The organism is Aeromonas sp. RU39B (assembly GCF_900156095.1).
Classification (GTDB): Bacteria; Pseudomonadota; Gammaproteobacteria; order Enterobacterales; family Aeromonadaceae; genus Aeromonas.
In genome coordinates, this window is the sequence record NZ_FTMJ01000001.1 from 424,678 (window position 1) to 438,691 (window position 14,014).

Below are 14,014 nucleotides of genomic sequence, written 5' to 3' on the forward strand. Positions count from 1 at the left end.
AAAATGTTGTTAAATAGCGTTGATTAGACAGACAGCGGGGCGCTGGTGGGGGCAAACAGCGCGCTGTGGCTCGGCATCGCCTGCGGGGTAATGATGGCGCCAGGATGCTGGATCACGGTGCCGGCCATCAGATGACCGGCGCGCGCCGATGCCTGTTCATCCAGACCGCGTAGCCGGGCGGCCAGATAGCCTGCGCCAAACGAATCTCCAGCGGCCGTGGTGTCGACCACTCGGGGCACCGGGGTGCTGGCCACTTCAATCGATTGGCCCTGTTGGGTGCGGATGAGGCACGGCTCGGCGCCACGCTTGATGATGACTTCGGGGCAGGGCAGGGCGCAGACGCTCGCCAGGGCGGCCTTGGCATCTTGCTCACGCACGGCCATCTCGTCGTCGAGGGTGATCAGGGCGTGCGTAGCCAATTGATAGCAGGCGTCGTAGCAGGCTAACGCCTCTTCCCGCGATGACCACAGGCGTGGGCGGTAGTTGTTGTCAAACACCACCCAGGCACCGCGCTCACGCAGGGTCTTCATGGCGGCCAGCAAACGGGCGCGACCGGCGTCGGGTAAAATGGCGAGGCTGATGCCGCTTAAATAGAGCACATCCACGTCATCAAGGTTGGCCTCGAGCGGGCTGGCTGCCCCATCAAAATAGGCCTTGGCCGCGCTGTGGGAGCGCCAGTAGGCGAAGCTGCGCTCGCCCTTTTCATCAACTTGAATGGTATACAGACCCGGTACGCGATCACTTAGATGAGAGATCCAGCCCAGCTCAATGCCCTCGGCGGCCCATTCAGCTTGCATCTGTTGGCTGTAGTGATCGCTCTGGCCAAGGGCCGTGGCATAACCCACCTGGTAGTGGGCGCCCGCCAGACGGCTCAGATAGACGGCGGTATTGAGGGTGTCTCCACCAAACGACTGGTGCAGGGTGCGCGGGGCAATTTCGCGCAGTTCAATCATGCATTCGCCGAGGGCGACGACGCGTTTGACATGAGCTGTCATGGCTACTCCAGATAAACGCCACATCCCGCATCATGTCAGACGACACTGTGCAGGGCGCGTTACCAGTTGGCTGGCGGGGTGTCCCGTTCAGCACGGTTGTTGACGAAATAGTCCGGACGCAGGCTGCGGGCGCTTTCAACGACCGGCAACACGTCATCCAGATGGTTTTGCATGGCTTGCAAGGCGGCCACGGCGTCGCCGGTTTGCAGAGCCGTCACGATGGCTTCATGCTCGCCTACCACCAGATCCATCCGGCCCGGCATGGGCAGGGTCAGACGGCGGTAGCGGTCAAGCTGGGTCTTGGCCTGCTGGATCATGCGCCAGACGCCGGGGACGCCGGCGATGTCGGCCAAGGTTTCATGAAAGGCTTCGTCGGTTTGGTGAAACCCGCGCATGTCCCCTTCGCTCACGCAGTGGTGCTGCTCGCTCAGGATGGTGCGCAGACGATTGAGCCCTTCATCGTCAATGCGTGCCACGGCGCGTTCAATCACGGCGCGCTCTAAGGCGGTTCTGGCCAGCATGGCCTCTTCAAGTTCATTGAGCGGAATGCGGGCTACAAAGGTGCCGACCCGCTGTACCACTTCCACCAGCCCCTCTTCGGCCAGACGCAGTACGGCTTCGTGTACCGGGGTGCGACTGGTGCCGTGTTCGGCGGCAATGTCACGCTCGACAATGCGGGTGCCGGGCAACATTTTCATATCGATGATGCGCTGGCGCAGTTCGATATAGACACGCCGAGCGGCACTCATGCCGGGTTGGGCACAAAGAAGGGTGGAATCCTGCATGTTGGTCTGTTGTTCGGACATAGGAGCTGGGCGCGATCGCCGCCTTGTTGTGAGAACTGAGCCAACCATTCTATTCAACCCTCTGGCCATGCGCCAATCAACCGGACTTCAGAGTGTGGCGCTGCGTCATGTTTTAACGCGCCGTCAGGGGTTCTGACGGCGCGCTACAGGCTTAGCTATGGGCCGGAGCCAGGTCACGCGGCAGCGTGGCCGATTGGTTTTCTACATGGGGACGGGCCAGTACGCAGACCACCACAGCGGCAATCAGGTCGAATACTGCCAGCACCACGAACAGCGGGCTGTAACCGATCTGGGTCACCAGGATACCGAACACGGCGGTAAAGGCTGCGGCACCGAGATAACCCATCATGCCGCCCATACCGGTTGCGGTCGCCACTTCGCCCTTGCCGAACACGTCGGAGGTGACGGAGTAGAGTGCGCCGGACAGGGTCTGGTGAGCAAAGCCACCAACACACAGCAGGGCAATGGCAGTGTAGGGGCTTTCAACGAAGCCAACACAGGCCGGGCCAACCATGAACAGGGCACCGAACACCACCACCATCTTACGGGAGTTGAACAGCGACACCTTGAAGTGCTTGTGGAACAGCGGGCTCAGATAACCACCGAGTACGCAACCGACGTCAGCAGCCAGGAACGGCAGCCAGGCAAACAGGGCGATCTCTTTGAGGTTCATGTGACGCTCAGTCATCATGTAGAGCGGGATCCAGGCGTTAAAGGTCTGCCAAGCCGGCTCGGACAGGATGCGCGGGATACCAATTGCCCAGAAGTTGCGGCTGGTGATGATCTCGGTCCAGCGCTTCTTCTTGACGTTCGGGTCGGCAAACTGGGCTTCCTGACCCTTGACGATGTACTCATGCTCTTCTTTGGAGAGCAGCTTTTGGTCACGTGGGTGCTTGTAGAGGAACATCCAGAACAGGCACCACACTACACCGATACCACCCACTATGGTGAAACCGGCTTGCCAGCCACCGTGCATGATGGCCCATACCACCAGCGGAGGCGCCAGCAGGGCACCGACCGAGGAGCCGATGTTGAACCAGCCGATAGCCACAGAGCGCTCTTTGGCCGGGAACCATTCGGTGGTCGCTTTCACGCCAGCCGGGATACCGGCCGCTTCGGTGATACCGAGGATACCGCGAAACACCGCCAGGCTCTGCCAGTTGGTAGCAAAGGCCGCGGCCGCACAGGCCAGTGACCAGGCCAGGGCGAAGATAGTAAAGCCCAGTTTGGTGCCGATGGTATCAATGATGAAACCAGCGATGGGTTGCATGATGGCGTAGCAAACCTGCCAGGCCACCACGACGTGTGAGTATTGCTCGGTCGAGATGTTGAGCTCTTGCATCATGGTCGGTGCAGCCACCGACAACGTGTTACGAGCCAAGTAGTTGACGATGAGGCCAAGTGTGAGCAAGCCCACCATGTACCACCGTACTCCCTTGATCTTGATCATTGTAATATCCTTAGATATTCTCAGTACGCTTTGAGTTATTAAGATCGTCCTGAGCAGTAGCCAGTCTTATCCTTTTGCCGAAGAAAGACCAACTCCTGATTCAGACGCCCGATTTGGCGAGTGAAGTGGCAACTTCCCTCGCTAATTCTTTATTGGGGGAGAGGTCCATTGGCCTCTCCTCTCCATTTTTATGTCCCGCAGCAAGCAAACTCAGGCCATCGCCTTGAGGGTCTGACGCATACCATGCTCAGTGATGGCGGTCAGCGCCTGGGTCAGACCATCGGTCAGGCCGCTTAGGGCATTGAGATCGCAGCCCCACAGCGGTTGGTAGGCCAACCATTCACGGGCCAGCGTCGCCAGAGACCACTCACCGCTATCCACCTTCTGCCAGCCGGCGGCAAACCACTCCAGATTGGCCGCATCGTCAGCCAGGCGGATCACCTTGCCACGATAGAGCACCATGGTGGCGGCCAGCGCCAGGATCAGGCGGCTTGGCGTGTGGCCCTGCGCGATGCAGGTTTGCAGTTGCGGCATGACGCGCGCGGCAAACTTGCTCCAGCTGTTAAGGGCAATCGACTCCAGACGGTGACGGATATAGGGGTTGCGGAAGCGGCGCAGCACGTCAGCGGCAAAGGTGTCGAGCTCTTCGCGCGGCAGCGGCAGGGCCGGAATGATCTCCTGATCCAGTGCGCTAAGCAGGAACTGCCCCACGTCAGCGTCATCGACCGATTCACCGACCGTTTCCAGATCGGCCAGCAGTGCCACCGGCACCATGGCGGTGTGGCCACCGTTGAGCACGCCCACTTTGCGCTGCTTGTAGGGGGTGATGTCGTCAACTAACTGAATATTGAGACCGGCTTGGCCCAGCTTGAGCTCGTCGGCCAGCCACTTCGGACCTTCAATCACGAACAGATAGAAGTATTCGGCGGTGACCAGGAAGTGGTCGCGATAGCCGGTTTCAGCTTCGATCTCGCCCATCTCGTCACGGGGATACCCGGTCACGATGCGATCGACCAGGGTTGAGCAGAAAGTGCAGGCGGTATCGAGCCAGCTATCAAATTCAGCGCCCAGCTCCCAGCGGGTGGCAAAGTGCTTGACCGCCGCCTTGAGCAGATCGCCGTTGTGATCGAGCAGCTCGCACGGCAGCAATACCAGCCCCTTGTCCACGGCGCCGTGGAAGTGGGTGAAGCGCTCGTGCAGCAGACGGGTCAGCTTGGCCGGGAAGGTGGCCGCCGGGGCGTCGTCATAGGCATCGGTATCGTTGATGGCGATGCCGGCTTCGGTGGTGTTGGAGACGATGTAGCGTAACGTCGGGATGTGGGCCAGTGCCAGGTAATCCTGATACATGGAGGTCACGTCCACTTCACGCTGGATGCAGGCGATCTTGCGATACTCTTTGACCGCTTCACCGGCTTCGTTAAGACCGCGGATCAAGGTGGTATAGACCCCGCCCTGGGTGTCGAGCAGCGGCATATCGGCACGGGCAATCGGACGAACGATGACCACGCCGGCATTGAGACCGGCACGCTCGTTGAGCAGGTCAATCTGCCAGTCAACAAAGGCGCGCAGGAAGTTGCCTTCGCCAAATTGCAGGAACTTGATCGGCAGGTCGAATGCCGCTTCACGGGTTAACTGTTGCATGGTTTCTGTCCGTTGTGTTGCTTAACAGGGAGTATTCTCGCCTGTGGGTTAAATCAGGTGGCGCTGCGTCGGCGCCGCCTTGGACCCCGCGTTAGCGAGGCCCAAGAGGTATTACAGACCGAAGTAGTTCTTGGCGTTGTCGTAAGCGACCCCACGCACGATACGGCTGAGCGCTTCCATGTCGTGGGGGTACTCGCCATCGGCGACCCAGCGACCGAGCAGACGGCACAGCAGTCGGCGGAAGTAGTCGTGACGCGGGTAGGAGGCGAAACTGCGCGAGTCAGTCACCATGCCCACCGAGGTACCGAGCACACCGTGGTTACCCAGGGTTTGCAGCTGCTCAAGGTTGCCGTCTTTGTGATCGTTGAACCACCAAGCCGGGCCGTATTGAATCTTGCCGGCAACACTGCCGTCCTGATAGCAGCCGATCAGGGTCGACAACACTTCGTTCATGCCGGGATTGAGGCAGAACAGCATGGTCTTGGGCAGCTCACCGCTGAGATCCAGCGCATCAAGCAGGGAAGCCAGACCGGCGCTGCAGCTCATGTCGGAGATAGAATCGTAACCGGTGTCGGCGCCCAGACGGCTCATCTGGCGGCTGTTGTTGTTGCGCTGGGCGCCGATGTGCAGGCACATGGTCCAGTTAAACTTGGCATAGACGCGGCCAATTGATTCCAGCAGTCCGCGCAGGTACACGCTCTGCTCGGCTTCGCTCAGTACTCCGCCTTGCACGCGCTTGGCAAACAGGGCTTCCAGCTGCTGCGGGGTGGCACGTTCACGCGGCAGCGCCACATCGACCGCGTGGTCAGAGATGCGAGCGCCACGGGCGTGGAAGAAGGCGACGCGCTCGGCCAGCGCATCCATCAGGGTGGCGAACGAGGAGATGGCGACGCCCGATACCTTGCCCAGATGGCTCAGGTAGTCGATAAACCCTTCGGCATTGATGCGCATTGCCTTGTCCGGGCGATAAGCCGGCAGCACCCGGGTCTTGAGGGCCGAGGCTGCAATCTCGTCGTGTTGCAGCAGATCGTCGGCCGGATCATCCGTGGTGCAGGCAATCTCGACGTTGGATTGTTCGAGGAAACTCCAGGTATCCATCTTGGCCAGACGGGCGTTGGCCTCTTCCCAGATGTGACCGGCGTTCTTTTCGTTGATCAGCAGATCGATGCCGAACAGGCGGGTCAGTTCAAGGTGGCTCCAGTGATAGATGGGGTTACCGGCGGCCAGCGGCAATACCTTGCAAAAGGCGCGGAACTTGGCTTCATCACTCTGGTTACCGGTGATGAAATCTTCGGTCACGCCGGCGCTGCGCATCAGGCGCCACTTGTAGTGGTCACCGCCGAGCCACAGCTCAGTGAGGTTGCGGAAGGTCTTGCGAGCGGCGATCTCGCCCTGTTGCAGGTGAGAGTGGTAGTCGATGATCGGAAGATTGGCAGCTACGTCATGATAAAGCTGGCGAGCAACCTGAGTATCCAGCAGGAAATCCTGAGTGATAAAAGAGGACATTTTGCTTCAATCTCCTGGGCCGTGGGCAAGGTTGGTACAGCAGGCCCGTCTGTTTTCATACTGCGCAACCTGATATATCAGAACGGTAAATCTGATATATCAGCTAAACAAGCAGAGTTTGTGAGGGAATGTGCTGTCCGTCACATACCATCGGCGAAATCGCTTGAGAATGTGGCGGACATCACAAAATGGGTAGGGTTCTGAACGATGCCTTCAGATTGTGTTCATGGGGCCGGATGGAGACCTGCATCGCGCAGTAATGGCAGCAGGGTGCCATTTTGGTAGAGGCGGCGCAGGGTTTGATCGAACAATAGTGCCTCTTTGGCGCTCAATGCGTGGCGTGACAGGCCGAGGGTGAAATCGAGGGCGCCAAGAGTGCCTACCTCTACCAGATTGTCGATGCGCTCATGCTTGAGCAGATAATCCGCCACATCACGATTGATGACCACCACTGCCTGGCGGCCGTAGCGACCACTGGATAACTTGCGTAGCATGCGCAGGTTATCGGCCTCTGTGACCAGCTTGGCACCTTTGGCCCGCGGCAGCAGGCGTTGCACCTGCTCAGCCGTGGCCGAGGGGCTATAGGCCACGATTTGATAGCCGGCCAAGTCAGAAAAACTCTGATAGCTAAAACGGCGATCCCGGCGCACATACAGACCGTTGCTGGTGCGAACCAGATTGCGGCACAGATAAAAGTCCCGGTCACGAGTGGCATAGGGCACCAGGCTGAAGATCCCCTCCACTTGCCCTTTTTCAGCCAGTTGCAGGGCCCGGCGCCAGGGGTAAACCTGAATGCGGCAAGGTTGTTTCAGCTCGCTGCATACACGCAAAATAATGCGGGCAAAGGGGCCTGCATGAGGGCCGGGTTGTCCGGTTTTAGTGGCGTCGGCTTCGCTGCTAAAGGGTGGAAAAGGCTTGGTGACAAAGGTCCAGGTCTTGGCTTGGACAGGGGAAACGAGACTGAGTATGCACAGCACCGTGAACCCGATGGTTCTTAACATGGCTGCTCCTGAGAGGGGGACGCCATGAGTCTAGACGGGGCGATGGCTCAGGGCTACCCCGGATAGGGGGCATAGCGTCAGAAGGTGGCGACGGCTTGGGCCGTCGCCACCTGATATCACCGGTCTGGTTGCAAGGCTGCACGCAAGTGGCGATAGAGCAGCCATCCCGCTGTCATGCCACACAGGGCCAGCAGCAGCCAGATGAGACTGGTGGGACGACTACCGGCATCACCCAGCAGCACACCGATCAGCACATTACCAACTAGCGCCATGCAGCCACCGGCGCTGGCGTAAAAGCCGTAGTAGCTACCGAGCTGTTCACTCGGGGCATAGCGCGGCAACTGCGCCGCAAACAGCGGAAAGCAGAGAATTGAGCCAAGCGATAACAGGCTGACCTGCAGCAGCACACCGGCCATCGGCCATGCGGCTAGCAGCGGCAGCGCCAGATAGCTCAGCCCCATCATCCCCAGCCCCAGCCCCATCGCCAGTGGCACGCCAAGGCGCCGCTCCACCAACCGGGTTGCCGGGAGCTGTAACAGCACGCCAATCACCGCTGAGAGGGTGAATACATAACCGAGCAGCTGGCTGGCATCCGGCAAGCTCTGGATATGGGCCGGCAGCGCCAGATAGAGCTGATGGAACAGCACCTGATAGGCGCCGGCCAGCAGGGTAAAGGTGATAAAGGGGCGATGCTGCACAATGCCGCGCCACTGCTGCAAGATGGCGCCACGCGGCGCGCGCTCAGCCACCGGCCGCTTGGGCAGCACCCGATATTGCAGCACCCCGAGCAGGGCAAACAGACTGGCGGCCAACAGACCGGTCAGCACATAGCTTTGGCTGGTAACCAGCATGCCGACTAATGGTCCGAGCAGCATGCCCGCTTCGCTGGCGAGATTGTGCAGGGCAAAGGCGCGTTGACGCTGGGTTGGCGTGTGGCATTCGCTGGCGAGATACGCCTGAGCGCACGGGGTAAACAGGGCGCCGGCAAAGCCGGTCAGCGCCGCGGCCAGCAGCAACACGGGCAGTGACTCGGCCCAGCCGAGCAGGGCAAAACCGAGCGAGCGCACCAGACAGCCCCAGACAATCGCCGGATGATAGCCGATGCGATCGCCCAAGGTGCCGCCGAGCAAAAACAGCCCCTGCTGGCTGAACACCCGCATCCCCATCACCAGGCCGCAGGCCCAACCGGCCAGTCCCAATCCTGATCCAAGATGCTGCGCCAAAAAGGGCATCATCATGTAAAAGCCGATATTGAAGGCCAGACCGTTGATGATCAAAAGACGTGCCGCCGGGCTCATGCTGAGCCAGTCACGCCAGAAGGCAAATCGCTGCATGCTTACTTGACCTGAGCGAGCAGGGCATCGATGCGGGCGCTGTTGCTATACATCCTTCCCTTGCTGCTTTGCATGCTTTTGCGCACCGCGTCCAGATTGACGGCGTTGCCCACCTGCACCAGCCCGACCATGCCCATCATCAGGTGCGGCGGGCACATGTAAAAATAGAGCCCTTCCTGCTCGAGCTTGATGGTAAAGGGCTTGTCTAACTCGCTTTGCCACGCAGTCGCCTTGTCAGGTACAGCCAACGCACGGACATAGTGGCCAGTTTGGGTGGGTTCAAAGCGCACGGTGTCGCCGACCTTGGCGTTCACAAAGGCCGGCTGGAACAGCATGGTCTGATCGCCATCGAGATTGAGCATGCGTACCACGTGCTCGGTGGCGTGGCTGCCAATCGAAACGACTAAGGTCAGCGCGGTAAAAACGCGAGTAATAAAAAGGGTCATGACAATTCCACTTTTCGCAATGTTCTGAGAAACGGGATGCCGGCGTGGTCATGGTGGACCTGAACCGGAACGTGATAGAGGCGCTCAATCAGATCGGCGTCGAGCACCTTTGCGGGGGGGCCAAACGCCTGTAGCTCGCCGCCAGAGAGCACAATCAGCTGGTCGGCAAACTGGGCCGCCAAATTGAGATCGTGCAGCACCACCAGCGTGGTCCACTGCTGGGCGAGGGTCTGCTGGCAGAGGTGTTCCATCAGCTGCATCTGGTGATGCAGGTCGAGGGCGCTGACTGGCTCGTCGAGCATCATGATGCGCGGATCGCGCAGCAGCACCTGGGCAAACAGCACCATCTGCCGCTGACCTCCGCTCAGAGAATAGAGCGGGCGATCAGCCAGATGACTGATGCCCAGCGCCTCCAGCGCCTTGGCGGCAGCGAGGATGTCCTCGTCAGCCAGTCGCATGGAGAGGCTGTCGAGCCGCCCGAGCACCACCACCTCGATGACGCTCAAATCGAGCTCCAGCTGGATGTTTTGCGGCATATAGCCAAACAGCTGGCGCCACTTGGTCAGGTGCATGTCGTGGGCTGACTGGCCGTGAAAACGCACCTCGCCAGCGGCCGGTTTAAGCTCGCCAAACAGGGCGCGCAGCAGCGAGGTTTTGCCGGTGCCGTTCGGTCCGATGATGACGTGAACCTGCCCCGGATGCAGCTGCACGCTCAAATCGCGCAGCAGGGTTTGCTCGCCCAAGGAGAGCGCCAGATGGGATATCTCAAGCACGTTTGCGCCCCCTTCCCAAAATCAGCCAGATAAAAAACGGCACGCCAATGAGCGCCGTCACGATCCCGATGGGGAACAGGGCGCCGGGCACGATGCTTTTGGAGAGCACGGAGGCCGCCGACAGCATGCAGGCGCCGCACAGGGCCGAGAGCGGGATCAAAAAGCGTTGATCTTCGCCCACCAGCATGCGGGCAATATGGGGCGCCACCAGACCGACAAAGCCGATGATGCCGACAAAGCTGATGGCGGTGGCAGTGAGCAGCGCCACCAGCACCAGGGTTTTCAGGCGCAGCCGATCGACATCCACCCCCAGACTTCTGGCGCGCGCCTCCCCTAAGCGTAGCGAGGTTAGCTTCCAGGCATCGCGATAGATAAGCACGTAACAAAACAGGGTTACGCCGGCGGTGATCAGCAGGGCATCCCAGGTGGTGCGCATCAGGCTGCCAAACAGCCAGAACAAGATCTGCTGGTTAAGCTCCGGCGAGGAGAGAAACTGCAGCAGCGAGAGCAGGGATTGAAACAAAAACAGCAGGGCAATACCGGCCAAAATGAGCGTCTGGCTGCTGACGTGGCGCATCATGGCCAGCGCAAACAAGAGGCTTGCCGCCAGCATGCAGAAGATAAAGGCGCCGACCGGAATGGCAATCAGTGGCGACAGACCGAGTCCGCCAGTATACAGCGCGAGCGCAGCACCAAGGCCTGCAGCGGCGGCGAGTCCAAGGGTATAAGGGCTGGCGAGCGGGTTATCGAGCAAGGTTTGCATCTGCACGCCACCAAGGCCCAGCGCGGCACCGACCACCAGTGCCATCAGGGCGATGGGCAAGCGCATGTCATAGACGATGGTGCGGGTCATGGGATCGGCTTGCGCCGGTGAGAGCAGGGCATCGACCACATCGCGCAGGGCGAGCAATGAGGGGCCGGTGGCGATATCCAGCAGCAGGGTGATGCAGAGGATCAGGGCGAGCAACAGCAGAAAACGCCAACGACGCCGCTCCCGTTGGCGCTGCCGGGAGAGCGTCTGCTCAACAGCAGTGGGTTGATTCATGTTCTATATCCTGAAAAGGCGCTCCGCATGGAGCGCCTTTCTGGTCGATTACAGGCCGATGGCAAAAGTACCCTCTGCCTTGACCGGCAGATAGCGATGGTAGAAATCGAGGTAATTGGCCACCGGATCGATGTCTTTAAACTGCTCCGGATAGAGCGCCTTGGCCATAAACTGCACCATGGTGTAATCGAGCACGCTGCGCGAAGCCCCCTGATAGATGCCGTAGACCCGCTGGTTTTGCACTGCTGGCAGATTGGCCCAGCCGCTGCGCTTGGTAAAGCCTTGCAGGCGCTCGCGCGCTGTTTCCGGCTTCACCCCTTGACCCAGCTGGATCGCAGTCGGGTTTTTGGCTGACTCGGTGCCGGTGAGGAAGATAACCTCCGGCTTGGCAGCCAGCACCTTTTCCGGGTTCATCGGGCCATACCACTCGACAAACGGTGCGGCGATGTTGTCACCGCCAGCCAGTGCGCCGAGCGGGCCCCACATGCCCTTGCCGTAGCTAAAGCTGTATTCGGCCGGTCCCTTGTTGCCAAACTCCACATAGAAGCGCGGCTTGGGTTGCTTGGCCTTGGCGATGCGCTGTTGCACATCATCAATGGCATGTTGATACTCATCGGCGATCTGCTTGGCGCGCGGCTCCTGGCCGGCAATCTTGCCAAGCAGCAGGGTACTGGCATGATGATTGGCTGGCAGCTCCATGTTGTAGTCGACCACCACCACTGGCAGACCGGCCTTCTCCAGACGCTCTACATCCGGTCCCAGCCCTTTGTATTGCCAGTCAGCCAGCACCACCACATCCGGTTTTAGCGCCAGCACCTTTTCGACCGAGAAGGTCTGCACTTCCACTTCGCCCACGTCGGCAATCTGCTTGAGTGAGGGGCGATGTTGGGTGAACAGGGCCCAGTTGTCCGGACGCCACCCTTCCCAGGCTTCCCGGGAGATGCCGACCACCTTATCGAAGGCCTGCTCGCCACCGATGGCCATGTAATCTTCGAAGTAAAACGCCAGCACCACGCGCTTGGCCGGCACATCGACCTTGACCTCGCGACCCAGCACATCCTTGAGGGTTTCCATCTTGGCGTAGGCACTGCCAGAGAACGCCAGCAACGCCACCAATGCGGCAGCATAACCTTTTGATAAGTATCTCATTTTGCGTGTGATGTCCGTTTTTTGTTTTGGTTGGGATGAGAATTATTATCGTTTGTTTTTATAAGTCAATTGAAATCGTTTTGTTACGTAAATGGTTAATAGAGGGAAGGGTAAGGCAGTCGATATGTGACGCGCTGGTATGAGGTGTGTTGGTGCTGGATGAGCCTTTTCCCCTCTGTCATGGGGGCGTCATCGCACCCGCAGTGGTCATGTTTTGTGATGTGGGTCACAAAATAAATCTGGTCAGATTGTGTGCATCAAAAAAGAAGTGCAACGTTTTACTATAACGTTCTACTAAAACAAAAAATGGCTTGTAGCCTGGGCCAATCTCTCAGTTGCACGCGCCAATGGCGCATTAGGAGAAAGTATGGAAATGTTGAACAAGGCCAGGATGGCGTTGGCCAAACTGTCGATGATAGGGCGTGCGCTGATGCTGCCCATCTCCCTGTTGCCGGCGGCCGGTTTGTTACTGGCATTTGGCTCCAAGTTTGATTTGCCGCTGATGATGCGTGCCGGTGGCATCATCTTTGATAACCTGCCGCTGCTGTTTGCTATCGGCTCTGCGGTGGGGCTGGCGGCTGAATCGGGTATCGCTGCCCTGTCGGCCACGGTGTCGATGCTGATCATCAATACCACCATCAGCACGCTGCTTAATATCACGCCGGAGATGGCTGCATCGGGTGGGCGTTTTGCCATGGTCATCGGCATTCCCACTTTGCAGATGGGGGTCTTTGGTGGCTTGATCTCCGGTATTCTGGCGGCCTGGTGTTATAACCGTTTTCACACCATGCAGTTGCCCGAGTTCCTCGGCTTTTTCTCCGGCAAGCGCTTTGTGGCCATTGCCACGGCGTTTCTCTCGTTCCTGCTTGGCTTGGTGCTGCCCTGGGTATGGGGTTATGTGCAATCGGGCATCGATGCGCTGTCGCAAGTCGTCAACGGGGACAATCAGGCGCTGTCGACCTTTATCTTCGGTCTGACCGAGCGGGCGCTCATTCCCCTTGGTCTGCACCACATCTGGTACCCCTCCTTCTGGTACACCTTTGGCCAGTACACCTCCAGTGCCGGTCAGGTGATCCATGGCGATCAGACTATCTGGTTCAAGATGCTGGAAGATGGCGTCACCAGCTTTAGCAGCGATACCTACCAAAATGCCGGCAAGTTCATGCAAGGCGAGTTCCCGCTGATGCTGTTTGCTCTGCCGGCCGCCTGTCTTGCCATGTATCAGGAGGCGTACACCCAGAATCGCAAGATTGCCTCGGGTATCTTGTTCTCGGCCGCGCTCACCTGTTTTCTGACCGGGATCACCGAGCCGGTGGAGTTCACCTTCATCTTCGTCGCGCCCATTCTCTATGTGTTTAACGCCATCATGGCGGGGCTGGCCTACATGAGCATGTATCTGGTGCATGCCCACATTGCCAAGTCGTTCTCGGCCGGTCTGATTGACTACATCTCGTTTGGTATCCTGCCCGGCCTCAACGGGTTTAACACCAACTTCCTGATGGCCTTCGTGGTCGGGATCCCGATGGCCTTTATCTACTACTTCACCTTCCGCTACGTTATCCGTCGCTTTGATGTAAAGACGCCCGGCCGGGTGGCGGTGATGAACACCATTGATGGCAAGTCCGATGACGAGCTGGCGAGCGAGATTGCGACCTTGCTGGGCGGTGTCGATAACATCAGCCAGGTAGGTGCCTGCATCACCCGTCTGCGCCTGGAAGTGGCCCAGAGCAGCCAGGTAGACAAGGAAGGGCTGCGTGCGCTCGGCGCCCGTGGCGTGGTGTTTGTCGGCGAGCAGGGCATTCAACTGGTGTTCGGTGCACGGGCACAGTTTATCGCCAAGGCGATGGACTCCTTGCGGGTCTGATCCC

The 14,014-nt window shown here is 59.3% G+C and carries 12 protein-coding genes; 1 reads left to right on the forward strand and 11 read right to left on the reverse strand.

What is annotated here, in order from left to right; translation table 11 throughout:
* Positions 1 to 23 precede the first annotated feature (23 nt).
* The 11 genes from BW958_RS01810 to BW958_RS01860 all read right to left on the reverse strand — a co-directional run bounded on the left by BW958_RS01810 (position 24) and on the right by BW958_RS01860 (position 12,146).
* Positions 24 to 995, reverse strand: coding sequence for a sugar kinase (locus BW958_RS01810; protein WP_076573720.1), 972 nt, complete (start codon positions 993 to 995; stop codon positions 24 to 26).
* Positions 996 to 1,054: 59 nt separating this feature from the next.
* The gene (locus tag BW958_RS01815) at positions 1,055 to 1,801 is read right to left on the reverse strand and encodes a GntR family transcriptional regulator (protein ID WP_076573722.1); all 747 of its coding nucleotides are present in this window, start codon (positions 1,799 to 1,801) and stop codon (positions 1,055 to 1,057) included.
* Between the two features lie 151 nt (positions 1,802 to 1,952).
* Positions 1,953 to 3,251, reverse strand: coding sequence for an MFS transporter (locus BW958_RS01820; protein WP_256701764.1), 1,299 nt, complete (start codon positions 3,249 to 3,251; stop codon positions 1,953 to 1,955).
* Positions 3,252 to 3,461: 210 nt separating this feature from the next.
* A complete protein-coding gene (locus BW958_RS01825) occupies positions 3,462 to 4,892 on the reverse strand; it encodes a tagaturonate reductase (RefSeq protein ID WP_076573724.1) in 1,431 nt (476 codons plus the stop codon).
* 111 nt (positions 4,893 to 5,003) lie between these two features.
* On the reverse strand, positions 5,004 to 6,398 hold the full coding sequence (gene uxaC, locus BW958_RS01830; RefSeq protein WP_076573726.1) for a glucuronate isomerase: 1,395 nt from the start codon (positions 6,396 to 6,398) through the stop codon (positions 5,004 to 5,006).
* Positions 6,399 to 6,622: 224 nt separating this feature from the next.
* Positions 6,623 to 7,399, reverse strand: a complete 777-nt coding sequence (locus BW958_RS01835) for a substrate-binding periplasmic protein (RefSeq protein ID WP_076573728.1) — start codon at positions 7,397 to 7,399, stop codon at positions 6,623 to 6,625.
* 116 nt (positions 7,400 to 7,515) lie between these two features.
* Positions 7,516 to 8,733, reverse strand: a complete 1,218-nt coding sequence (locus BW958_RS01840; protein ID WP_076573730.1) for an MFS transporter — start codon at positions 8,731 to 8,733, stop codon at positions 7,516 to 7,518.
* Between the two features lie 2 nt (positions 8,734 to 8,735).
* A complete protein-coding gene (locus BW958_RS01845) occupies positions 8,736 to 9,179 on the reverse strand; it encodes a plastocyanin/azurin family copper-binding protein (RefSeq protein ID WP_076573732.1) in 444 nt (147 codons plus the stop codon).
* Positions 9,176 to 9,952 (reverse strand): ABC transporter ATP-binding protein, encoded by a 777-nt coding sequence (locus BW958_RS01850; RefSeq protein ID WP_076573734.1) that lies wholly within the window; start codon positions 9,950 to 9,952, stop codon positions 9,176 to 9,178. The genes BW958_RS01845 and BW958_RS01850 overlap by 4 nt, the downstream gene beginning before the upstream one ends.
* Positions 9,945 to 10,997, reverse strand: a complete 1,053-nt coding sequence (locus BW958_RS01855) for a FecCD family ABC transporter permease (protein WP_076573736.1) — start codon at positions 10,995 to 10,997, stop codon at positions 9,945 to 9,947. The genes BW958_RS01850 and BW958_RS01855 overlap by 8 nt, the downstream gene beginning before the upstream one ends.
* 48 nt (positions 10,998 to 11,045) lie before the next feature.
* Complete coding sequence (locus BW958_RS01860; protein WP_076573737.1) at positions 11,046 to 12,146, reverse strand: ABC transporter substrate-binding protein; 1,101 nt, start codon at positions 12,144 to 12,146, stop codon at positions 11,046 to 11,048.
* A 367-nt stretch (positions 12,147 to 12,513) separates the two neighbouring features.
* Here BW958_RS01860 and BW958_RS01865 point away from each other — a divergent pair, with 367 nt between their 5' ends.
* Positions 12,514 to 14,010 carry a PTS transporter subunit EIIC gene (locus BW958_RS01865; protein ID WP_076573739.1) on the forward strand — a complete coding sequence of 499 codons (1,497 nt, stop codon included), beginning with the start codon at positions 12,514 to 12,516 and terminating at the stop codon, positions 14,008 to 14,010.
* The last annotated feature ends 4 nt before the right edge of the window (positions 14,011 to 14,014 follow it).

Coding starts and splice junctions, on each gene's coding strand:
- BW958_RS01810 (WP_076573720.1), bottom strand. CDS start 995: ATGACAGCTCATGTCAAACGCGTCGTCGCCCTCGGCGAATGCATGATT.
- BW958_RS01815 (WP_076573722.1), bottom strand. CDS start 1,801: ATGTCCGAACAACAGACCAACATGCAGGATTCCACCCTTCTTTGTGCC.
- BW958_RS01820 (WP_256701764.1), bottom strand. CDS start 3,251: ATGATCAAGATCAAGGGAGTACGGTGGTACATGGTGGGCTTGCTCACA.
- BW958_RS01825 (WP_076573724.1), bottom strand. CDS start 4,892: ATGCAACAGTTAACCCGTGAAGCGGCATTCGACCTGCCGATCAAGTTC.
- uxaC (WP_076573726.1), bottom strand. CDS start 6,398: ATGTCCTCTTTTATCACTCAGGATTTCCTGCTGGATACTCAGGTTGCT.
- BW958_RS01835 (WP_076573728.1), bottom strand. CDS start 7,399: ATGTTAAGAACCATCGGGTTCACGGTGCTGTGCATACTCAGTCTCGTT.
- BW958_RS01840 (WP_076573730.1), bottom strand. CDS start 8,733: ATGCAGCGATTTGCCTTCTGGCGTGACTGGCTCAGCATGAGCCCGGCG.
- BW958_RS01845 (WP_076573732.1), bottom strand. CDS start 9,179: ATGACCCTTTTTATTACTCGCGTTTTTACCGCGCTGACCTTAGTCGTT.
- BW958_RS01855 (WP_076573736.1), bottom strand. CDS start 10,997: ATGAATCAACCCACTGCTGTTGAGCAGACGCTCTCCCGGCAGCGCCAA.
- BW958_RS01860 (WP_076573737.1), bottom strand. CDS start 12,146: ATGAGATACTTATCAAAAGGTTATGCTGCCGCATTGGTGGCGTTGCTG.
- BW958_RS01865 (WP_076573739.1), top strand. CDS start 12,514: ATGGAAATGTTGAACAAGGCCAGGATGGCGTTGGCCAAACTGTCGATG.